The following is a 21217-nucleotide window of genomic DNA, read 5'->3' as shown; positions in this document are numbered from 1 at the left end:
AGTCTCATTCCCGTCAATTTTATCTGTCGGTTTCGCGGCTAAGTTCCGGAGAGTTTGGCAAAGCGGACCTCAAACTTGTTTTTGAATGGACGCGGCCGCGCTCGGAAGTTGTCAGCTCTTTTGATACTCCGCCAGGGTATGAAACGCACGATTCCTGGGCCCCACTTCGCGCCATGAATGAGCTTCATGCTTTCTTACAGCCAAACGTCGATGGAGAAACTTGATGATATGGCCGACAATTAATGCCATCTCTAATCAATCCTGCAAGGCAGCTCAACGTTGTGACATTGAATAAGCCCATTGGCGTCTGATTTCCAAATGAAGCCGTCAATTATGTTCGACCAGATTTCGTTCCGGTGGTGGAACCCAATACCAAAAGCAGGTGAGAATTTGTTAATTTGAAGGGATTTTTTATGTCGCGTATCAAGTATCTCGCAATATTTGCTGCGCTTGCAGTGGTTCCGCAATCAACGCTTGCCAATTGTTCGGAGTTTGTAGGGTACAACGCCGAAGGAAATTGGGCGGCGGATATTCAAGTTCAAGTGGATGATGCGTTGGGTTGCGAAATGTGGACGTTCGAGCTGGATCAAACCACATTAGTTTACGCCCAGCGGTACATTGCGCATAGCGCCTTGATGGACATGCGGCCCGACGAGGCCATGCAGATAGCGGATGATTATTTTGACACCGCAGTCGCGCGTTACGACAGGGCAGTGCTGCGCTTTGGAAATCCAAGCTTATTAACGGAGGAGGGGATATTCCTCTCCGGTTTGAAAACTCGCGTGCAGCAGATTGGTTTTTTGGCGGCGGATGTTGAATCGACGCAGCACCCTTGCGATAGTAATCAGAGCCTGATCACCATCCTTGAACGGGTCCACGAAGAGATTGACGCTGAGATGGAGAGATCTACCGTCGGCGCTGAAGAGGCGCGGATGCGGACCGAGCAACAGTTACGTGAAGTTCCACTTGAACAGTGGCAACAGAATTTCCCGAACGCCGTAACTATGGATGACATCCGAAACGATCCATATATTAGGGACATCCTTGAACCTGATCTAAAGGAACGCTTTTTTGAACGCCTTAACCGACGGTATTTTTCTTTGTTAAATAATTCAAGCACAGCAGAAAATAGCACTGTACGCATGTGCTTGGTGGAGGCATTTGAAGCTATTCCAGAAGTAGCCGAATTGACGCCTGCGCAACGCCTTTGGAAATTTCCGGGGATTTCAAAATTCGCATACCGTCTTCGCAACGAACCTTAAGGTCCGTCTCTTCACTGACCTACGCCAAATGTCGAAACTGAAAACACTGTGGGGAACGGGTGGTACGATGTAATTCTTCGCATATTGCTAAGAACTACGATTTTTTCGAATTTTAAGTTCGGCAGCAACCGTGTTTGTTGATTGCTTTGAGCCGCGAGCGGACTTTGGCAAGAACATAGTCAATGACATGCCTCTTCGCATCGCAGATCTCGGCACCTCAAAAAGCTGAGATTTCGACCAATATCTTGTGTGGATAGCTCCTGCATAGCAAGATATTTTTGAAGTGACTTGGACTGGTCAGAAGCAGACGTGTGTCCGGCCTGTTTGCGCGGCACTCGTAGCAGCTGGCCCTGATGGTTTCCGCGACCGAGTCCGAAACGGCTTACCTCAACCGACCTGATGCGTTTGCGGAATCTGTCTGTGAAATACCAAAAAGGTCACGTTGGTTATGCCGATGCACGATTCCTTTGGGAGATCATGCCCGCCTTGGAGACGGTTCACATCACGAAAGGATGAAACATTTTGGGGTGCGACGTTTTGATTCACGACGCTAGATATAGATGTCTACACGGTGCCTACACGCAGTAGATAAGAGCAAAATTCGTTCAGCGATTGAGCTTTAAATATTTGCTTTTATTGAGTGAATTGGCTCCGGCGGTAGGGATCGAACCTACGACAAATTGATTAACAGTCAACTGCTCTACCGCTGAGCTACGCCGGAAAACCTGCGTCCGTATAGCCATGAGATTCTGGCGCGTCTAGGGGGGGTGATAGGTTTTTTCGCATCACGTCAGGACAAATTGCGCCGTGGCTGACAGTGGACCCATCGAGGAGGCTTTGTGGCGTTGGGTTAGGTCCACAAGATGAGCCAGAACATTGCGTTGGGCCATTGGAATTAAGGGGTTGGCGATGTCTTTGTAGATACGGTTGGTTAATTCGGCCGGAGTGGCAGGGCCTTTGCGCAAGGCCGCTAGAATTTCTGCTTCACGACCCAACCGGTGTGCAACAAGATCGGCAAGGCGGGATTGTGCGTCAAGGATAGGCGCGCCGTGGGCCGAATAGGCGCGAGACATCGCAGTTTTGGAAAGCGCGGCGCAGGACGCCATAAAATCAGTCAGATCACCATCGGGGGGCGACACAAGGGAGCTGGCCCAGCCCATCATATGATCGCCGGTAAATGCCGCATTGCCCCATAGAAAACTCAGGTGATTGCCGAAGTGACCTGGCGTGTGCCGCGCTGTGATGTGCCAATCGCCGCCGTCGATGACCTCACCATCGGATAACAGAATATCTGGTTTAAAATCATGGTCCACGCCTTCACCACCGCCCATCTCTCCGGACGCGGCGAGGGCCAACATCACTTCAGATCGCCCAGCAGAGCTGTCGCCGAACGCGAGAATCGGCGCCGATGTCAGATCAGACAATGTGCGGGCGAGGGGGGAATGGTCCAAATGGCTGTGTGTCACCAAGATATGGCTAACGGGGCGGCCATCAATTGCGGCTATCAAGGCCCTAAGGTGGTCATCATCTAAGGGCCCAGGATCAATGACGGCGAGGCTGTCTGTTCCAAGCAGGTAGGTGTTCGTTCCCCAATAGGTCATCGGGGAAGGGTTCGGGGCCAGCACGCAGGATAGTCCGTCTTCCAATTGCACCGGAACACCCGCCTTTGGGGGCACATTGCTCATACTGCGTTTCCTTGTCTGTCATTTCGCATTAGCGTCGCGTCATGGCTTATCGCATGTCTTTCAAATGGCTTAAACAATACATGCCGCGTTCGCTCTATGGGCGGGCGGCTCTGATCCTTGTTTTGCCCGTCGTTACGCTTCAACTGGTAATCTCGATTGGTATTGTTCAACGCCATTTCGAAAAAGTGACAGGACAGATGACGCGTTCTGTATCCTTGGATATTCTGTATGTGCAGGATGCGGTGAACGCGTCACCAGAATTGTCAGACTTACAGGCTGTTGGGGAAGACGTCGCCATGCCGCTGGGGCTAACACTGACCGTCCCTGCGCTGGGGATGCCGACGTCGGACGAGCGCCGCTGGTTTGACCTAACGGGCGGCGTAGTTGAGCGCACGCTTCATGAAACAATGGACGATCTTGGCCCCATTGTGCTTCCAGATACCAGCAGGGTTGAGCTGTGGTTTGAGAGCGCACATGGCCCAATGAAGATCGAATTCCAGCGTTGGCGGGTGTCTGCATCCAATCCGCACCAATTGCTGGTCTGGCTTATTGTGCTTGGGGCGCTGATGACATTAATCGCCTATTTTTATCTGCGAAATCAGCTGCGCCCGATCAAACGACTTGCGGCGGCGTCGGCGGAATACGGGCGCGGGCGCGTGGTGCCGTATCATCCCGCCGGCGCAAATGAGGTTCGCGCGGCAGGGCATGCATTCCTTGATATGCGCAACCGGATCGAGCGTCAGACCCATACCCGTACAATGATGCTATCGGGCGTTAGCCATGATTTGCGCACACCGCTAACCCGCTTGCGGCTTGGCCTTGGGATGATGGACGAAGACGAGGCTGCACCGCTGGTGCGCGATGTTGATGACATGCAGGGGCTGCTTGATGCATTCCTTGATTTCGCCCGTGGCGACGCTGAGGGCGAGGCGGAAATGGTTGATCCGATTGCAATGGCGGCAACTATTTTAGCGGACGCCGAACGTATGGGGCAGGCGGTGACGGCAGGCGTTATGGAAAACGATGGCGAAGTCGCGCTTCGCCCGCTAGCGATCCGGCGCGCATTGGAAAACCTGATTGGCAATGCGCTGCGCTATGGAAACAACGCGCGCCTTAGCGTGTCGATGACCCCCAAGGCTGTGGTGTTTTGCGTTGAGGACGACGGACCGGGTATCCCCATAGAGCAGCGAGACGACGCCGTACGCCCGTTCACGCGCCTTGATCCCGCACGTAACCAAAACCGCGGCACAGGTGTCGGGCTTGGCTTGGCGATTGTCGAAGATATTGCGCGTGCGCATGGTGGCGTACTGCGGCTGGGTGAAAGTGCGGATTTGGGAGGCCTGAAAGCGGAGATCGTGCTTGGGCGGTAACGCGTTGAAACGCAGCGATGTAGGTGCCTTCGCTAAAGTTTACTTAGCGTAATCCTTTCGTTAGCGTGGAACTACTATTTTGCCATTTCTATTATTAAGGACGGTTTTCTAATGTTTAAGATGATTACAACAACACTTGCGCTTTGCGTCGCATCTGCGGGCATTGCTCAAGCACAAGATTACAATATTGATGTTTTTGTCGGCCAAAGCGCGGACAATAGCCTGTTTTGGGGGAACAGAGATTACGACACGAATTCAGGCACGGTCTTGGGTTTCGGCGTTTCTCGCAATGATGTCTTGGCCCCCGGTCTGGAGATCGGATTGGAATTCAGCAGCAACGAACAGGAGTATACTCGTTATGAGCCGAATAATATCGGTGCAGATGCGCTGTTGGTTACGGCGCGCTATAACTTCTTTGAGAATGGCAGTTTTGAAGGCTACGCAGGTTTAGGCTTGGGCGTAGCGAATGTGACCTATGATGCTACAGGCAGTTACGAGAATTCTGAAACGGTCGGTGCTGGGCAGATCATGTTGGGCGGGCGGTACGACGTCGCTCCTGCTTCACAGGTTTTTCTTGAATACCGATATCTGCAAACAGCAGATGCACAAGTCGCTTTTTCAGACGCTTCTCGTGAAGCTGAGTTTAGTTCCTCCAATATCGTATTGGGGTATCGCTACTCGTTCTAAGGCGATTTAGAGTAATCAATCTGAAAAGGCGGCACTTTCGAGCGCCGCCTTTTTGATTTGTGGGGCAGCTACATACTGAAAGAATGTTCGCTTTGTGCGGCTCTGCAATAATCTTCTTCGCGATTTACCCGGGGATTGCGTCAAGTTGGCGAAGGCGTGTGCTGTGTGTTTGCGAGCAAACCCACTTTGCACACTCTTTCAAAAAACCTTCGTTTTTAGAAAGTGGTAGGCCCGGTAGGACTCGAACCTACGACCAAAGCGTTATGAGCGCTCTGCTCTAACCAACTGAGCTACAGGCCCCTAGAAATGGTTCGTAGCAGAGACGGCGGTGCGGTCAAGCGGTGGGTTAACAATTATTAGGAAAATCACCGCAATCTTGGTAGATGTTAGTTTCAATCCTTGGAAGGGAATGAGACATGAAACTTTTTACGGTATGACGAGTTTTTTGTTATTTTGTCCGCGCCAGTGCTGGCCGGAGCATCATCTTTTACACCGACAGCATCAAGTTCTAGCGGCAGTGAAGCCCTAATCTTGTTGTCATTTATTGGTGTCGTCTTGTTGGTTAATGCGTTGAACGGCGGTGGGTCGTCTGCAACATTGTCCACGCGCGATGCACCAGAGCAGACAGATGATGCGGACGAGTCCGACATTATCATGAAGTTCTAACGCCCTGCGCGCAAAGCCCTGAGCACAGGGTCGATTAAAATTAAATCAAGGCGGTGCGTCATCAACGGCGCATCGCCTTTTTCTGTAAGGCCAAGTGTTATCGTTTCGTCATCACCCGTCAGATACAGCGTTCCGAATATCCAGTCCCAGATCGCAAGCGTGCCACCGTAGTTTCGATTGTAATGCGCAGGGTTTGTGCTGTGGTGAATCTGATGCTGGGCTGGCGATATGATGATGCGTTCAACGATTGGGCCAAAACTGATCCAAATGTGTGAATGGTGAAAGTTAGCCATCGCGATGACCGCAATTGCTGTGAAGGCGTTAACGCCAACAATTTCTGCGGTCGTCGCCTGTGGGTCCAGTGTCCCAACAATAACGCCCAACACGAGCCCCATAATGCTTGTCTGGATGGCCACGATGACAAACAGCCCGAGTGGGTGCTGACGATAGGCTGTAATTGGTGTCATGACTTCGGCGCTGTGATGGACCGCGTGCAATGGCCAAAGAATACGCATTTGATGATGGATACGGTGGACCCAGTAGACCCCAAAATCGTTCGTTACCCAAAAATAACGGCAAGAATCACGGGGGATAACGATACGCCTTCAAATGCCGACCACGGAAGGCGCGTTGATATCCAAACCGCAAAAGCGGGTGCAGCGCTGAAGCGTGCGAGCAGGCCAAACCCGGTTATAAAACGGCCCAAGACAAACAATATTATGTCAAGACGGGTCGATTTATGTGACCAAATATTTTTCGGTAATAGAAAAGCGATGAAACCGCCGGATAACCCGCGGAAAACGTAAATCACCCATGCAACCGCCGCAAAAGCAACGAAGTAAAGCGGTGACGTCGTTGTGTTCCATCCAAAGAAGGCGCGTAGGAGATCTTGGATGGTTCCCATTGGCGTCCGTACCCTTTGTTATAATTAACGCTTTTGTTCGGGTTTACATTAACACGTACCGTTGCTTGCTGCTGCGCCATAGTTTATCGGAAAGCACACTTTGAACAAAGGAATCTTCCGCATGACTGAACCCAAGAAAAACGGCCTCACTTATGCGGATGCTGGCGTTGATATCGACGCAGGCAACACGTTGGTAGAACGCATTAAACCTGCGGCCAAACGCACCAAACGATCTGGCGTTATGGCAGGGCTTGGTGGCTTTGGCGCGATGTTTGATCTGAAGGGCGCTGGTTACAGCGACCCGATCCTTGTGGCGGCAACGGACGGTGTTGGCACCAAACTGCGCATCGCCATTGATACGGGAAACGTGGATGGCGTTGGTATCGATCTGGTTGCCATGTGCGTCAACGATCTGGTGTGCCAAGGTGCGGAGCCACTGTTTTTCCTAGACTATTTCGCGACTGGCAAGCTGGAGCTTGATCAAGCGACGCGGATCATCAACGGGATCGCTAAGGGCTGCGAATTGTCCGGTTGTGCACTGATTGGTGGCGAAACGGCGGAAATGCCGGGCATGTATCCTGAGGGTGATTTCGACCTTGCTGGGTTTAGCGTTGGCGCAATGGAACGCGGTGCTGAAATTCCACGCGATGTTGCTGAGGGCGATGTATTGTTGGGGCTTGCGTCCAATGGTGTTCACTCCAACGGCTATTCTTTGGTGCGCAAGATTGTTGAACGTTCCGGTCTTGCATGGGCTGACGCGTCGCCGTTTTCCGATGGAACGTTGGGCGAGGCATTGCTTGCCCCGACGACGCTCTATGTCAAAGGCGCGGTTGCCGCGATGGATGATTTGCATGCGCTGGCCCATATTACGGGTGGCGGTCTGACAGAAAACCTGCCGCGCGTTCTGCCGGAGACCCTTGGCGCTGACATCAACCTTGATGCTTGGGAGCTCCTGCCTGTCTTTAAATGGTTGGCCGAGCAGGGCGGTCTTGATCAGGGCGAGATGCTCAAGACATTTAACTGCGGTATTGGCATGGTCGCGGCGGTACCCGCTGACAAAGCAAACGCCGCGCGTGCCGCGTTTGAAGCTGCCGGTCACGACGTTTACGAGCTTGGTAAAATCACTGCTGGTGAGGGCGTTCGCTACACAGGCTCATTGGTATGAGCAAACGGGTCGCTATCCTGATTTCGGGTGGCGGCTCGAATATGGTGGCGCTTGTGAACAGCATGATTGGTGACCATCCAGCGCGTCCGGTGGTTGTGATTTCCAATGATCCGAACGCCGGCGGGCTGGCGAAGGCGCGAGACCTGGGTATTGCGACGGCTTTCGTTGATCACCGAGAATACCCCAATGATCGCAACGCGTTCGAAGAGATTCTTCATGCGACGCTTGAGGGCCATAATCCCGATATCGTTTGTTTGGCAGGCTTCATGCGAATATTAACCGAAGGCTTCACCGCGCGTTATGAAGGCCGAATGTTGAACATTCACCCGTCGTTGCTCCCGAAATACAAAGGGCTACACACCCACGCGCGTGCTCTTGAAGCTGGCGACCCAGAACACGGTTGTAGCGTGCATGAAGTGACGGCCGCATTAGATGATGGACCGGTTCTAGGGCAAGCACGCATTGCTGTTGAGCAGAACGACACGCCTGAAACCCTCGCCAGCCGCCTACTTCCGCTAGAGCATGAACTGTACCCTGCTGTTTTGCGCCGTTTTGCGAACGGAGATCGCACGCCAGTGCGCCTTCCCATTATGAGATCAATCCCCTAAGCTCACCAAAGCGAGCGGGGGGCCGCGACGAATAGAAAATGAAAAGGCCCAGATGAAGACCATCACAACGACGACTGATCTTGCCGCTTTTTGCGCCGAGGCCGCCAAGTATCCTTATGTGACCGTGGACACCGAGTTCCTGCGCGAACGCACCTATTATTCAAAGCTATGTCTGATTCAGTTGGCCTATATGGGTGACGGCAATGACGATGCGGTCTTGGTTGACCCACTGTCAAACGGCCTTGATCTGGCACCGCTGTATGCGCTGTTTCAAGACGAAAACGTGGTTAAGGTTTTCCACGCTGCCCGCCAAGATCTTGAGATTTTCTATATTGATCAGGGCATTATCCCTATGCCGTTGTTTGATACTCAGGTCGCTGCGATGGTCTGTGGTTTTGGCGAACAAGCTGGCTATGAGACGCTCGTGCGTAAAATTGCCAAGGAGTCCGTTGATAAGTCTTCGCGCTTTACGGATTGGTCCCGCCGCCCACTGACGGATGCGCAGCAGACCTACGCGCTGGCTGATGTGACCCACCTGCGGGTCATCTATGAATTCTTGTCTAAGCAATTGGATAAGTCTGGTCGCAAGAAATGGGTGGCCGAAGAGATGGCCGTGTTGAATGATCCGGCGACCTATCAAGCGGATCCTGATTTGGCATGGAAACGCGTTAAGACACGCACCAATTCGGGGAAATTCCTGTCAATCGTGCGCGAGTTGGCGCGTTTTCGTGAAACCTACGCACAATCTCGCAATATTCCGCGTAATCGTGTGTTTAAGGACGATGCATTGGTTGAGATCGCATCGACAAAACCTGCGTCAGAAAAAGACTTGGGGCGTTCGCGTCTGTTGCTGCGTGAAGCGCGGCGTGGCGATATCGCCGATGGTATCCTGAAGGCGGTGAAAACCGGCTTGGCCGTAAAGCCGGAAAACGCACCGCGTGTTGATTCCAGTCGTGAGAAGCTTCAGGTGAATCCGGCCTTGGCGGATATGCTGCGGGTGTTGGTGAAGTCCGTTGCAGACACCGAGGGTGTCGCACAAAAGCTGATCGCCAACAGCGCTGATCTGGATGCAATTGCTGGAGGTGTTCGTGATGTTCCAGCCTTGCGCGGTTGGCGCAAAGAGGTTTTTGGAGACGATGCGCTGCGTCTATGTAACGGCGAGATCGGCTTGGCGGTGAAGGGCGAAAAGGTCGTTGCGATTGCGCTTTGACAGCGCTTAGCGGCCGGAAGTTCGCGCATTTGTCGCGGCTTGAACGCGTACCGTGCGAATGCCGGAAAGATCAACGCTATCAATGACGTAGGCTGCGCTGATTTGGCGTGAACGCGTTGTGCCAGGCACTTCTAAACGTGTCGGCCTTTGTGCGCGAAACTCAAGCGTAAGCACGCCGTTTTCAACGCCACGACTGACAAGCTGCGCGTTAAAGAAGCCCTGCGTTTCGGCGACACCAACAGCGCGCACGATTGCGCCACTTGGTGCGCGGTCGACGCTGAGCGAAATGATGCTTTGAACCAGAATGCGCCCGTCTAAGGCTACTTGACGGCGGCCTTCTGGAACCAGTGGGCGGCGCTCACTCGGATCAATGACTGCGGCTTCGGTGCTGTTTCCAAACCAGTTGAAAGGGTTGAAGCGGCTTTCTGAAATCCGTGCACAGCCCGAAAGCGTGAGCAGGACAGCAGTGCCTAGAAGTGTTGCGCGCAGCATGGATCGCCCCTTTGGTCTTAAGTTGGTACGTCTTGCTAGCCCAAAGTTGCGTGTATGAAAAGCGGGCACTGGACGTTTGGTGGGGCTGGGCCTAAGTCAGGGGCAAGATAGGGGAACACTATGGCCACGACTGCCTTTGAAGATATCGCTGAAACGTTCGAGTTTTTGGATGATTGGGAAGACCGTTACGCGCATGTCATCGACATGGGCCGCGAAATGCCGCCCCTTGATGATGCGTTCAAGGTTCCCGCGACCAAGGTTGACGGATGCGCGTCACAGGTTTGGCTGGTCCCCACGATCAAGGATGGAGTGTTCACGTTCCACGGCGCGAGCGACGCAATGATCGTCAGCGGTTTGATCGCAATTTTGCATGCTTTGTATAACGGACTACCGGTTGAGGAAGTTGCAGGCGTTGATGCCCGCGCAGAATTTGAACGCCTTGGGTTGAACGACCATCTTTCCGCTCAGCGGTCTAACGGGTTACGCGCAATGATCGAGCGGATCCGCAGCGTTAGAGCTTAACGCAGCGCCGCCAGCGACGCTTCCAGATCACCATAGCCCGTCAGACGCCGCTCAAACGCAAGCCCGAGGCGCTGTGCGTGTTTCTTGGCGAGTTCAGTCAGGGCAGGGTCGTCGGTCTGCGCTTGATAGACCATTTTTTCATAGTTCCCGAAATACATGTCCCGCAGGTCGGGGTGACGGTCCATGCCCAGTGGTTTCCAGATAAAGGCGTCAAACTGGCGGACGGAAAAATCCGTCAGGTAAAACGCTGTCATTTCGCCAAGGTTTTCAAACACTGCGTTGCCCTCAAAGAAGCTATAGCAATGCGGCCCTTCGACCATCTGGACACCCATGCGATCACATGCAGCTTTTAGCAGCCCACCCGTGCCGCAATCGGCGTAGACCACGTAGATATCGTCAAAGTCATCGCGGCGTTCTGCCACCATCTTTTCGACGGCGGCGACGATCTTGTCGGGGGTGTGGTGCAGGTTGGCGGGCAGGCAATGTAGGTGCAGATGGTCCCAGCCATTGGCCTCGTTCAACGCTAGGATTTCGCGCGCCAAAGCACCGCAGGCGATCAACAGAATGCGGGCTTTGCCGTCTGGTGATTTTTGGCGTGTGATTTCATCCATGCGCAACACCTTCAATAGAAAACGCGCCCAGCAGCAGGGCCACTGGACGCGCTGGAATTTCAGTCTAGCACGTATTTAGGCTGTGGCACCTTGGTTGTGTTTACGGGCCATGAACGTCTTTGCCGTTTCGACGGCAACAGCAGCGTCACGACAATATGCATCCGCGCCGATGGCTTTGCCGAATTCTTCGTTCAATGGCGCACCGCCGACCAGCACGACGTAATCATCGCGGATGCCTTGCTCGATCATCGTGTCGATCACGACTTTCATATAGGGCATCGTGGTGGTGAGGAGGGCGGACATGCCAAGGATGTCAGGCTCTTCCGAGGCAATCGCCTCGAGGTAGCTTTCGACGGCGTTGTTGATGCCAAGATCGACAACTTCAAAACCAGCGCCTTCCATCATCATGGACACAAGGTTTTTGCCGATGTCATGGATGTCACCCTTAACGGTGCCAATCACCATCTTGCCAACGCGCGGCGCGCCAGTTTCAGCAAGCAGCGGCTTGAGGATGAACATGCCACCTTTCATTGCGTTCGCGGCCAGCAGCACTTCTGGCACAAACAAAATGCCATCGCGGAAGTCATGGCCAACGATGGTCATGCCGCCAACCAGTGCTTTGGTCAGAATGTCATAGGGCGCCCACTTGCGTTCGAGCAGGATATTTACGGCTTCTTCGATCTCTTCTTTGAGGCCGTCGTAAAGGTCATCGAACATTTGCGCGACAAGATCGTCGTCGTTCAGCTCTGCGAGAATGATGTCGTCTTCTTGGTCGGACATGAGGGAACCCTTTGAAGTGTCGTTAGGTGATTTGCGCGTAAATGCCGCAGTTGGTCTGGACCGATTGCGACACAAGGTGCGCGGACTGCGACGAGCACGCAAATGAAAGTGGTGCAATACGAATGTGAAAATCGTTCAGTTTAGCGTGACTTGCTTAGCCGCGGCGGCGCCCACGGCGCGGTGCGCGTGTTGGGCCAGCGCCGTCCGTTCCGTCGGATTCAGAAGAGAATGCACCCATTGCTTCGGTGATTTCTTCCAGCGTTGGTGCGTCACCCTTCGGGCGGGTTTCCAGCGCTTCACGCATTGCCTTCAGGTGTTCTGGGGTCGTGCCACAGCACCCGCCAATGATGGTCGCGCCGCTGTTGCGGGCAAGGCAGGCGTAGTCAGCCATCAATTCAGGCGTGCCATCATAGTGGATGTGGCCCTCGACGTATTTCGGGATGCCAGCGTTCCCTTTGGCAATGATCGGCTGTTCCGGTCCAGCGGAGGCAAAGCCCAGAACCGTGCGCAGCAAGTCGGACGAGCCAACACCACAGTTTGCGCCAAAGGCGATTGGTGCATTTGGTATTTTGCCGACGAGCTTTACCAGTTCGGCGCTTGTCAGGCCCATCATTGTGCGCCCGGCGGTATCAAAACTCATCGTGCCGCACCACGGCATGTCAGCCAGTGCAAAGGCAGCTGCGGCAGCTTTGAATTCATCACCGGCAGAAATGGTTTCTACCCAACAAACATCCGCGCCGCCTGCTTTCAGGCCTTCGGCTTGTTCGTGGAACATTTCCACGGCGGAGTCGAACGTGAGCGTGCCGCCCATATGATCCATGATGTCGCCGGTCGGCCCAACGGAGCCAGCAACGATGACCTTGCGGCCAGATTTGTCCGCAACTTCGCGGCCAATTTCAGCGCCCGCTTTGTTGATTTCATGCACCTGGTCTTGGCCGTCGTGCAGTTTCAGGCGCGAGGCGTTACCGCCAAAGGTGTTGGTCAGGAAAATGTCGGACCCTGCGTCAACCGCGCCTTGGTACAGGGCGGTAATACGGTCGCGGTGTTCAAAGTTCCAAAACTCAGGTGCGTCGCCAGATTGCAGGCCCATGTTAAATAGTGTCGTGCCCGTCGCGCCATCGGCCAAAAGCCAATCGCGGGTTGCAAGAAGGTCAGACAGGGCGTTCGGTTGAATACTGGACATTATGGCGTGCTCCTAAAGGGGTCGCACGCGCTTCGCATGACGCGGGCTTCTTCGCAATTGAATAATTTTCATCATGTCGCTGAATGGATTTTGGGTACGGCAATGGCGGCGGATTGTGAATGGCATTGGCCAAGGTTGCGACCGTTAGAATTAGGTCACTTGTCGTGCGCGCGCAGAGGTAACGTGCATGCCAAGATGGATCAAAAGCTTGTTTGAAGCGGCGCAATCCGGCGGCGGCATCTATGGTGCGCCTCGCGCCGGGTAAAGCGTTGGATAGAGAGGGAACCGAGGCTAAGGAGAGCTGGGTAGCGCCGCACTGTTTTGCGGCAAGAATCCCTTGATATACGAGGGCGTGCATCGTGCCATTCGGCAGCGGCGCGCCAGAAGGAAAGGCAGCGTGGCGCATAAGGTCGAGGGTCCAAATGGGGCCTGTGTGAAAGCTGACGAATGCCACAGGAGTTTTGCCCGCATAGGCGGCGAATACGCGCTGATGGGAGAGGTAGTCTGGGCAAAACCTTCCCATCGAATGACCGCGTTCGCCACCGGAGGCCTTTGCCCATTTTTTGGCAATTCTAGTGAGAGAAGCTGTGTTGCGGACTTCAAAAATATGAAGCCCGCTGTTTTTGAACCCGTTTAACGCGCGGCGCAATTGCCGTTTTTTAGCGCCTTGGGTTGACCAAGTCGCGAGCGTGATGAGCGCGTCTTCGGCGCAACGGATCGCGACCCAGCCAGATTTGCGCGCGCGCGTGGCCTGTTGTGCGCTGCATTTATAGAGGGCGCGCGGTGCCCCGCTGCTGCGCAAGTCGCTTATGGACATTCCGTTTGGCAAATCCCCCAAAACCACACCATTCCCCCAGCAAGACAGCGTGAGGAGGGGCGCTTTCTTGTGGGGGAATACATGGGCCGACTGCCGCGCAAGGGTCGCTTCGGGGTGCGTGAGCGGGCGGGACGGGACGGATGGTGTTGGGCGGATTAGGCAGAAGAGTGCAATGGCCGCGGGTAGTGCGTAATAGAGGGCGCGAAACGCCAATAGCGCCGCCATGGTTGATGCGGAATCGGTGACTGGTAGCAGCGCAAGCAAAGACAAATCAAATGCGCCAACCCCGCCCGGAGCGTTGGACAAAAGGCCTGCACCAAGGGCGACAAGGTAGGCCGCGAACAGAAGTTGGAACGAAATCGGTTCCGGCCAAAGTACCCAAAGTGCGGCTGCGGCAAACCCTGTGTCGACGAAAGTCGCAAGCAACAACGAGAATAGGGTCTTCGTGCGTACAGGGGTTGGGATCCAACCCAGCCGGAAACTGAGGCGGGCCAAGGCCATCAACCCCAAAAGCGCGACCAAGCCACTAAGAACTAGCCCGCCAGAGTGTGGCAAAAGGCCGGAAAATGGCACGATCAACGCGGCCACAACGGCAAGAGCGGCTAAAAAGGACAGGCTTACCGCTGCAGAAAGCTGCGCAATTGCGCTTGCGGTTAGGTCCGGCAAACAACGCCAGCGGACCAAGGCGCTTGTGATCGTGCCAAAACCTAGTGTTTGGGAGATAGCGATGGCTTTGATACCTGCGCTGCGTGCAAGGCTTGGGTGTTGGCGCGTGTGTAAAATGCGATGCACCAAAACGTCATAGATGCCGATTGCGCGAAAGCTGAGTGCGGTAAAAACCAAGGCGGCACCCCATTGCCACCACTGCAAGGATGCGAAAGCGCCCCAAATTGCGGCGCCGTCAATCTGTGCGATATGGCGCACAAACAGTGCCCCGAAAACGCCGAGCGCAAGAACGGGGACGGTTCTTGAAATCCATCGCGTCGAAATGAACATGCGCATTCGAGATGCGGCTTCTTGGCTTTGTGACATTCGTACCCCCATTCAAACTCAGCGTGAGCCCACCCACGAGGGGCACGTTAAAGGGGGAATGGTTCTTCAAACGTAAAGGCCAGCGCGTCTTTCGACGGGCTGGCCCTATCTTAATTCATTCAATTAGAACGAAATTTCGCTCAATCGTGGCGGGTTTAGGCTTCGCCGAGCAACTGTTCTTTGGCTTCTGCCATGCATTCCGCCATCTTCGCGCGAATGGTGGCTTCGTCAGCCAAGTGGCCCACGTCCGCGAACAGCTTGCGGTAGACGTCTTCGTGGCCGGCTTCTTCGAAATCGGCTTTGATGACTTCTTTAGCGTATTCATCCGCTTCGTCGCCTTCTTTGCCGAGCAGACCGGCGGCCCAATGGCCAACAAGCTTGTTGCGGCGGGCGTCTGCCTTGAACTGCATTTCTGCGTCATGGGCAAATTTGTTTTCAAATGCGGTTTCGCGGTCGTCAAAAGTGGACATTTTCAGGCTCCATTTGGTGTTCATACAAGATATGCCCCTCGCAGCGCTTGCCCGCAAGGGGGGCTTGGCTTATGAGGCGCGTATCAGGCCTTTTCTGCCCTCTTTGACGTCCAAAGAGAGGGGCCTGCGCAGGAGACAGCATGGCACGTCGCAAACTGGTCTATGAAGGCAAGGCAAAGATCCTCTATGAAGGTCCAGAGCCGGGAACGCTTGTACAGTATTTCAAGGATGACGCGACCGCGTTTAACGCCGAAAAGAAAGACGTAATTGACGGCAAGGGCGTTTTGAACAACCGCCTGTCGGAGTTCTTTATGCTGGGTCTTCAGCGCATTGGCGTCCCGACCCATTTCATTCGCCGCCTGAACATGCGCGAACAGCTGATCCGTCAGGTTGAAATCATTCCGCTTGAAGTCATCGTGCGCAACTTTGCCGCAGGATCGATGGCCAAGCGTCTTGGCATGGAAGAGGGCACACCGCTGCCACGCCCGATTGTCGAGTTCTCCTATAAAGACGACTCACTTGGTGATCCGCTGGTGCCGGAAGAATACATCATCGCATTTGGCTGGGCCTCGCAGCAGGATCTGGACGATATTGTCGCGCTCGCGCTGCGGGTGAACGACTTTATGGCCGGAGTCATGCACGGGGTCGGCATCAAATTGGTCGATTTCAAAATCGAGATTGGCCGCGTTTGGGACAATGATTTCATGCGACTTGTGGTTGCTGATGAAATCAGCCCTGACAGCTGCCGCCTTTGGGACATCGAAAGCGGGCGCAAGCTTGATAAGGACGTGTTCCGCCAAGATCTTGGTGATCTGGCCGATGCCTACACCGAAGTTGCAAAACGCCTTGGTGTGATGCCGTCCAATGCGACGAATATCACCAAGCCGACACTGATAAACTAACAAAGAAAGACTGCTGCCATGAAAGCCCGCGTACATGTAATGTTGAAAGACGGTGTTTTGGATCCACAGGGGGCCGCCGTGAAACACGCGCTTGGCGCGCTTGGGTTTGATGGGGTGGACGGAGTTCGCCAAGGTAAAGTCATCGAGCTTGATCTGGCGGATGGCGCAACTGAAACCCAAGTTGGTGAGATGTGTGAGAAACTTTTAGCCAATACAGTGATCGAAAGCTATGAAATTGAAATTGATTAAAGGCGTTGTTCTGGCCGGCATTTTTCTGGGCGCCATGCCCGCTGCTGCCGACAATTATGCAGCACGTCATATTGCCCTGACAGAGGCCTTTACCCGCGAAATGTCTCGCGTAGGTGGTGGTGATCAGAGCTGGACAGTGCCAACTGAGATGGCGGTGAAAATGACCTGTGCCATTGGCGAGCTTGAACGCCGTCGTGGCGTTCCGGTCGTCGAGGAGTATCTTCGCTGGTCAGCATGGGCGGTGGAAGAAGCGGGCAAACTGCAGGGAGTCGAAGGCTTCGGGACTTTGATCTCACAAATCCACATTCGTTCGGGCATCGATTTCGATGACGATCTTGGCCCGATTACCGATGTCTGCGGCATTGGGTTATAATCTTCCGCTTTGCCCAATGGGCGAAACAACTTGAACTCTTCTGTCCTGAAAAGGGGATCGACTATGAAAGCCGCTGTTATTCAATTCCCCGGGTCCAATTGCGATCGTGATATGGCTGTTGCCTTGGAAAAATCCGGCGCGGATGTCAGCATTGTTTGGCACAAAGATGCAGCGCTTCCGAAGGGTGTTGATTTGGTTGCGATCCCGGGCGGGTTCTCGTTTGGGGATTACCTGCGCTGCGGTGCGATTGCGGCGAACTCACCAATTTGTAACGCAGTTGTGGATCACGCGAATGCGGGTGGTTATGTTCTAGGTGTTTGTAATGGCTTCCAAATTCTGACCGAAACGGGTTTGTTGCCCGGTGCGCTGTTGCGCAATGCGGGGCTGAAATACATCTGCCGTACGGTTGGTTTGAAGGTTGAGACATCCAATTCCGCTTACACCGAAGGCTACAACGCTGGCGCTGAAATCGGCGTTCCGATTGCGCACCATGACGGCAACTATTTTGCTGACGATGCAACGATTGCGCAGCTGAAGGGCGAGGACCGCGTGGCCTTTACCTACACGGACAATCCGAACGGAAGCCGCGGCGATATCGCTGGTATTCTGTCGGAGAACCGCCGTGTGCTGGGGATGATGCCTCACCCTGAACGTGCCTATGAAGACGCGCATGGCAACACCGACGGTCAGCGTCTTTTTGCCGGTTTGATGGCGCAACTGGCCAACGCCTAAGGGCTGTGATGGACGCCGCGCGGGTAGGGCGGTAGTATTTTGAAATGACCTGGGGAATTCTGTGAAAAGGCGGCGCTTGTCGCCGGTTTGGTGGACGCGCATCCTTGTGACTGCGCTTGTGGTCGTGGCGTGCATTGTTGTCTACACGTCCAATCGCCTTTTGACCGAACGCTTTACAGACCGCACGCGCGGTGCCGCTGAAGTGCGCTTGGCGTTGTATTCTGCTAACCTTCTCAGCGAGCTACAGAGAAACTCAATCGTTCCACAACTGCTGGCGCGTGACCCCGCGTTGATCGGCGCGTTGAACTCGGCTGACTTTACCCAGTCAACCGCACGATTGTTGTCTTTCGTGGATGAAATCGGCGCGGCGTCTTTGGTACTGATGGACACAGACGGCCGCATTGTTGCCGCGACAAACCGCGAACGGCTTGGGGAAAACCAACGCCCGCAAAGGTCATTCATTGATGCGCTTCGCTCAAATATCACGACTTTTACCGTGGGTGAGCGCGAAGAGGGCGGATATTCGTTCACCTATTCGCGCCGGGTCGAAGACAGCAGTCTGGTGATTGGTGTAGTTTCCGTCGAAGTGGATTTGGCGAAACTGGAGCGGTCTTGGGCGGGTATTTCTGACGCGGTAATGGTTCTTAACAGTGAAGGCCTTGCGATATTGGCGACAGAGCCGCGCTGGCGTGGACGTCTTGAAGAAGAAGCGATCGCGCTGCAGGAGCCACAAACAGCGATTGAACGGGCGTTGCGTGGCACGCCAGATTGGTCAGCTTTGCCGATTGATGCCTACCTGCGGGGTGACGGCGTGATGCGCCAAGAAGCGCGTGTGCCGTTTCAGGGGTGGCGTGTGGTTAGTTTCACAACATTCCAATCCGTGCGTGAACGGGTGAATGCGATTTTGGCACTCGAAATCATGGGCTTCGCGATTACGCTGGCGGGCCTTTTTTGGTTCTTGTCACGTAGATCAAACCTCGCGGCGCGGATGTTTCAGATGGAATCGGCGGAGCTTCGCCAGTTGAATCGTCGACTGCAGCGGGAAATTGCCGAACGTAAAAAGGTCGAAAAGGATCTTGAGGTGGCCGAGCAGACCGTTGCGCAAACGTCCAAACTGGCCGCCCTTGGTGAGATGTCGGCGGCCGTTTCACATGAGCTAAATCAACCCCTTGCAGCGATGAAAACCTACCTTGCTGGCGTGCGCCTGTTGATCAGCCGTGAACGCCCTGATGAGGCCGTTGTCGCGGTACAGCGCATCGACAGCCTGATTGAGCGCATGGGTGCGATTACCAAGCAATTAAAATCCTACGCCCGCAAAGGCAAAGACAGCCTAGAACCCATTGATATGAAGGACGCGGTGCTGTCTTCACTGTCCATGATGGAACCGCAATTGCGACAGCGTCAGGTGGTCATTACGCGTACTTTGCCGGACCATCCCGTGATGGTTTTTGGCGATAGGATGCGGTTAGAACAGGTCATCATTAACCTGCTGAGAAACGCATTGGATGCGACCAAAACTGCGGGCGAACCCGTTGTTGAAATCTTGCTTGCGCAGGGGGACGTTGCACGCCTGTCTGTTCGCGACAATGGTGCCGGGATCGAAGACCTCGATGAGCTGTTTGAGCCGTTTTACACCACCAAAGCCCCGGGTGACGGTACCGGCTTGGGTCTTGCTATCTCATCTGGCATCGTAAACGACTTCGGTGGACGGCTGACCGCGCGCAATTCTGCGAAGGGTGGGGCCATATTTGAAGTAGAACTGCCCATATTGGGTTCAGAAATAGAAGCAGCGGAGTAAACGCGCATGGCTCAGGCAATGAAAATCGCAATTGTGGATGACGAACAGGACATGCGTCAGTCCATTTCCCAGTGGCTGGCGCTGTCGGGGTATGACACCGAGACATTCGCCAGCGCCGAAGATGCGCTGAAGGGCGTGGGCCAAGATTATCCGGGTATCGTTGTCAGCGATATCAAGATGCCGGGCATGGACGGCATGCAGTTTTTGAAAAAGCTCAAAGGTGTGGACAGCTCGCTTCCCGTTATCATGATCACGGGCCACGGCGACGTGCCGATGGCGGTTGAGGCGATGCGCATTGGCGCGTTTGATTTCCTCGAAAAGCCGTTCAATCCCGATCGCATGACGGAACTGGCGAAGAAGGCGACCGTTGCGCGGCGTTTGACGCTTGATAACCGTGCGTTGCGTCGTGAATTGTCTGACGGTGGCGCGTTGATGAAGAAACTCATCGGCGCAAGTCCTGTGATGGAGCGTCTTAAAGAAGACATCCTCGATCTGGGGCAGGCGGATGGTCATGCGCTGATTGAGGGCGAAACAGGGACGGGCAAAACGCTGGTGGCGCATGCGCTGCATGCGGTTGGTGCGCGGGCGAATAAGAAATTCGTTTTGATTTCCTGTGCCGCTTACGAAGAAGAGGCGCTATCCAAGCGGCTGTTCGGCCCAGCAGGGCAGGATGATCCGATCCCCGCAATGGAAGAGGCCCGTGGTGGTACATTGGTGCTCGAAGACATCGAAGCTTTGTCTGAAACCAACCAAGCGCGGCTGCTGACGGCCATTAACGAACAAGGCACCCCCGCTGAAACCCGCATCGTTGCCATTTGTAACCTACAGGACGAAGGCAAGACTTGCGAAAGCGTGCTGCGCAATGATCTGTTCTACCGTTTGGCCGCATTGCGGATCACGGTGCCGCCACTGCGTGCGCGGGGTGAAGATATCCTGACGTTGTTCACCCGTTTGGGCGAAGGATTTGCCGAGGAATACGGCTGCGACGCACCCGAAGTGTCCGCCCAAGAGGCCGCACAGCTGTTGCAGGCCCCATGGCCGGGCAATGTGCGTCAGCTGTATAATGTGGCCGAACGCGCGGTTCTGCAAAACCGTCGTGGCTCAGGCTCGATTGCCAGCCTGTTGATGACCGAAGACGATGAAAGTCAGCCGGCGATCACCACTGAAGGCAAACCGCTCAAGGAATTCGTTGAGGCGTTCGAGCGGATGTTGATTGATAACACCATGCGCCGCCACAAAGGATCAATTGTAAACGTCATGGAAGAGTTATGCCTGCCGCGCCGGACGTTGAATGAAAAGATGGCGAAGTATGGTCTCCAGCGGTCTGACTATCTTGGGTGAAATGCGCAAGACGACCGACCCCTATATTGCCTCTCCGATCCAAAGCGGGCGCAAACCAATAGACCCTCTCGCAAAGCGGTTGATGAGGTTTTGCGTGATCGTGGGGCTGTCTTCCTCAATCGGTGTGGCGGGCTACCTGTTTTTTTTATTGGGGTCGTCGGACGGAGGCGCCGCTTATGCGAATCGTTGGTCCGCTACTCTGATGGTCGCGGCGGGAGTTTTCACCTTCTGGTGTGTTGTGTGTCTGATTTTGTGGGTTTTTCGCCGTTGGGCACTTTTTTTTCACTTCCTCCTTCTAGTGGCAGGGATTGTCAGCTTTCTTGCCAGCGTGTCTTCGTGATGTAGGTGACTATGTCTT

The 21217-nt window shown here is 54.4% G+C and carries 23 protein-coding genes and 2 tRNA genes; 14 read left to right on the top strand and 11 right to left on the bottom strand.

Annotated elements, in window-relative coordinates:
* Positions 1–413 precede the first annotated feature (413 nt).
* Positions 414–1262: a hypothetical protein gene (locus OCA8868_RS02630; protein ID WP_093994979.1), complete on the top strand. Its 849-nt coding sequence runs from the start codon at positions 414–416 to the stop codon at positions 1260–1262.
* A gap of 646 nt (positions 1263–1908) precedes the next feature.
* Here the strand turns inward: OCA8868_RS02630 and OCA8868_RS02625 are convergent.
* A tRNA-Asn gene (locus OCA8868_RS02625) sits at positions 1909–1983 on the bottom strand.
* Between the two features lie 64 nt (positions 1984–2047).
* A complete protein-coding gene (locus OCA8868_RS02620) occupies positions 2048–2947 on the bottom strand; it encodes an MBL fold metallo-hydrolase (protein WP_093994978.1) in 900 nt (299 codons plus the stop codon).
* Positions 2948–3000: 53 nt separating this feature from the next.
* Between OCA8868_RS02620 and OCA8868_RS02615 the strand changes: the two genes are divergently transcribed.
* Together OCA8868_RS02615 and OCA8868_RS02610 are read left to right on the top strand one after the other, a co-directional pair.
* Positions 3001–4317, top strand: a complete 1317-nt coding sequence (locus OCA8868_RS02615) for an ATP-binding protein (protein WP_093995495.1) — start codon at positions 3001–3003, stop codon at positions 4315–4317.
* Between the two features lie 111 nt (positions 4318–4428).
* Complete coding sequence (locus tag OCA8868_RS02610) at positions 4429–5004, top strand: outer membrane protein (RefSeq protein ID WP_093994977.1); 576 nt, start codon at positions 4429–4431, stop codon at positions 5002–5004.
* A gap of 223 nt (positions 5005–5227) precedes the next feature.
* Here OCA8868_RS02610 and OCA8868_RS02605 read toward each other — a convergent pair.
* Positions 5228–5304 (bottom strand) — tRNA-Ile (locus OCA8868_RS02605).
* A gap of 231 nt (positions 5305–5535) precedes the next feature.
* Here OCA8868_RS02605 and OCA8868_RS16840 point away from each other — a divergent pair.
* Positions 5536–5670 carry a hypothetical protein gene (locus OCA8868_RS16840; RefSeq protein ID WP_281253582.1) on the top strand — a complete coding sequence of 45 codons (135 nt, stop codon included), beginning with the start codon at positions 5536–5538 and terminating at the stop codon, positions 5668–5670.
* On the opposite strand, the gene OCA8868_RS02595 is transcribed toward OCA8868_RS16840, so the two are convergent.
* Both OCA8868_RS02595 and OCA8868_RS02590 read right to left on the bottom strand, forming a co-directional pair.
* Positions 5667–6185, bottom strand: coding sequence for a sterol desaturase family protein (locus OCA8868_RS02595; protein WP_245847999.1), 519 nt, complete (start codon positions 6183–6185; stop codon positions 5667–5669). The genes OCA8868_RS16840 and OCA8868_RS02595 overlap by 4 nt on opposite strands.
* A 44-nt stretch (positions 6186–6229) precedes the next feature.
* Positions 6230–6574, bottom strand: a complete 345-nt coding sequence (locus OCA8868_RS02590) for a hypothetical protein (protein WP_093994974.1) — start codon at positions 6572–6574, stop codon at positions 6230–6232.
* Between the two features lie 121 nt (positions 6575–6695).
* On the opposite strand from OCA8868_RS02590, the gene purM reads away from it, so the two are divergent.
* The 3 genes from purM to rnd are packed head-to-tail and all read left to right on the top strand — an operon-like array spanning position 6696 to position 9557.
* Entirely contained in the window at positions 6696–7739 is a 1044-nt protein-coding gene (gene purM / locus OCA8868_RS02585; RefSeq protein ID WP_093994973.1) for a phosphoribosylformylglycinamidine cyclo-ligase, read from the top strand.
* Positions 7736–8347, top strand: a complete 612-nt coding sequence (purN, locus tag OCA8868_RS02580) for a phosphoribosylglycinamide formyltransferase (RefSeq protein WP_093994972.1) — start codon at positions 7736–7738, stop codon at positions 8345–8347. The genes purM and purN overlap by 4 nt, the downstream gene beginning before the upstream one ends.
* 52 nt (positions 8348–8399) lie before the next feature.
* Complete coding sequence (gene rnd, locus OCA8868_RS02575; protein WP_093994971.1) at positions 8400–9557, top strand: ribonuclease D; 1158 nt, start codon at positions 8400–8402, stop codon at positions 9555–9557.
* 6 nt (positions 9558–9563) lie between these two features.
* Here the strand turns inward: rnd and OCA8868_RS02570 are convergent, their stop codons facing one another.
* Positions 9564–10049, bottom strand: a complete 486-nt coding sequence (locus OCA8868_RS02570; protein ID WP_093994970.1) for a hypothetical protein — start codon at positions 10047–10049, stop codon at positions 9564–9566.
* Between the two features lie 120 nt (positions 10050–10169).
* Here OCA8868_RS02570 and OCA8868_RS02565 point away from each other — a divergent pair, with 120 nt between their 5' ends.
* Complete coding sequence (locus OCA8868_RS02565; protein WP_093994969.1) at positions 10170–10571, top strand: SufE family protein; 402 nt, start codon at positions 10170–10172, stop codon at positions 10569–10571.
* On the opposite strand, the gene OCA8868_RS02560 is transcribed toward OCA8868_RS02565, so the two are convergent.
* From OCA8868_RS02560 to OCA8868_RS02540, 5 genes are all read right to left on the bottom strand, one after another.
* Positions 10568–11182 (bottom strand): DUF1638 domain-containing protein, encoded by a 615-nt coding sequence (locus OCA8868_RS02560; protein ID WP_093994968.1) that lies wholly within the window; start codon positions 11180–11182, stop codon positions 10568–10570. The two genes, OCA8868_RS02565 and OCA8868_RS02560, sit on opposite strands and share 4 nt — an antisense overlap.
* Positions 11183–11257: 75 nt before the next feature.
* A complete protein-coding gene (locus OCA8868_RS02555) occupies positions 11258–11962 on the bottom strand; it encodes a cobalamin B12-binding domain-containing protein (protein WP_093994967.1) in 705 nt (234 codons plus the stop codon).
* 154 nt (positions 11963–12116) lie between these two features.
* Entirely contained in the window at positions 12117–13145 is a 1029-nt protein-coding gene (gene bmt / locus OCA8868_RS02550) for a betaine--homocysteine S-methyltransferase (RefSeq protein ID WP_093994966.1), read from the bottom strand.
* Entirely contained in the window at positions 13114–14994 is a 1881-nt protein-coding gene (locus OCA8868_RS02545; protein ID WP_179214752.1) for a phosphatidylglycerol lysyltransferase domain-containing protein, read from the bottom strand. The genes bmt and OCA8868_RS02545 overlap by 32 nt, the downstream gene beginning before the upstream one ends.
* 155 nt (positions 14995–15149) lie before the next feature.
* Entirely contained in the window at positions 15150–15464 is a 315-nt protein-coding gene (locus tag OCA8868_RS02540; RefSeq protein WP_093995494.1) for a DUF1476 domain-containing protein, read from the bottom strand.
* Positions 15465–15604: 140 nt separating this feature from the next.
* Here OCA8868_RS02540 and purC point away from each other — a divergent pair, with 140 nt between their 5' ends.
* From purC to OCA8868_RS02510, 6 genes are all read left to right on the top strand, one after another.
* On the top strand, positions 15605–16366 hold the full coding sequence (purC, locus tag OCA8868_RS02535) for a phosphoribosylaminoimidazolesuccinocarboxamide synthase (protein WP_093994964.1): 762 nt from the start codon (positions 15605–15607) through the stop codon (positions 16364–16366).
* Positions 16367–16384: 18 nt separating this feature from the next.
* Positions 16385–16615, top strand: a complete 231-nt coding sequence (purS, locus tag OCA8868_RS02530; protein WP_093994963.1) for a phosphoribosylformylglycinamidine synthase subunit PurS — start codon at positions 16385–16387, stop codon at positions 16613–16615.
* Positions 16596–16988: a hypothetical protein gene (locus OCA8868_RS02525; protein WP_093994962.1), complete on the top strand. Its 393-nt coding sequence runs from the start codon at positions 16596–16598 to the stop codon at positions 16986–16988. Before purS ends, OCA8868_RS02525 begins: the two co-directional genes overlap by 20 nt.
* 63 nt (positions 16989–17051) lie before the next feature.
* Entirely contained in the window at positions 17052–17720 is a 669-nt protein-coding gene (purQ, locus tag OCA8868_RS02520) for a phosphoribosylformylglycinamidine synthase subunit PurQ (RefSeq protein ID WP_093994961.1), read from the top strand.
* A gap of 76 nt (positions 17721–17796) precedes the next feature.
* Positions 17797–19518 carry a sensor histidine kinase gene (locus tag OCA8868_RS02515; RefSeq protein WP_245847997.1) on the top strand — a complete coding sequence of 574 codons (1722 nt, stop codon included), beginning with the start codon at positions 17797–17799 and terminating at the stop codon, positions 19516–19518.
* A gap of 6 nt (positions 19519–19524) precedes the next feature.
* Positions 19525–20859, top strand: a complete 1335-nt coding sequence (locus tag OCA8868_RS02510; protein ID WP_093994960.1) for a sigma-54-dependent transcriptional regulator — start codon at positions 19525–19527, stop codon at positions 20857–20859.
* Positions 20860–21217 lie beyond the last annotated feature (358 nt).

It is taken from the genome of Octadecabacter ascidiaceicola (genome assembly GCF_900185015.1).
Classification (GTDB): Bacteria; Pseudomonadota; Alphaproteobacteria; order Rhodobacterales; family Rhodobacteraceae; genus Octadecabacter; species Octadecabacter ascidiaceicola.
This window is presented reverse-complemented; position numbering and strand designations above follow the sequence as displayed.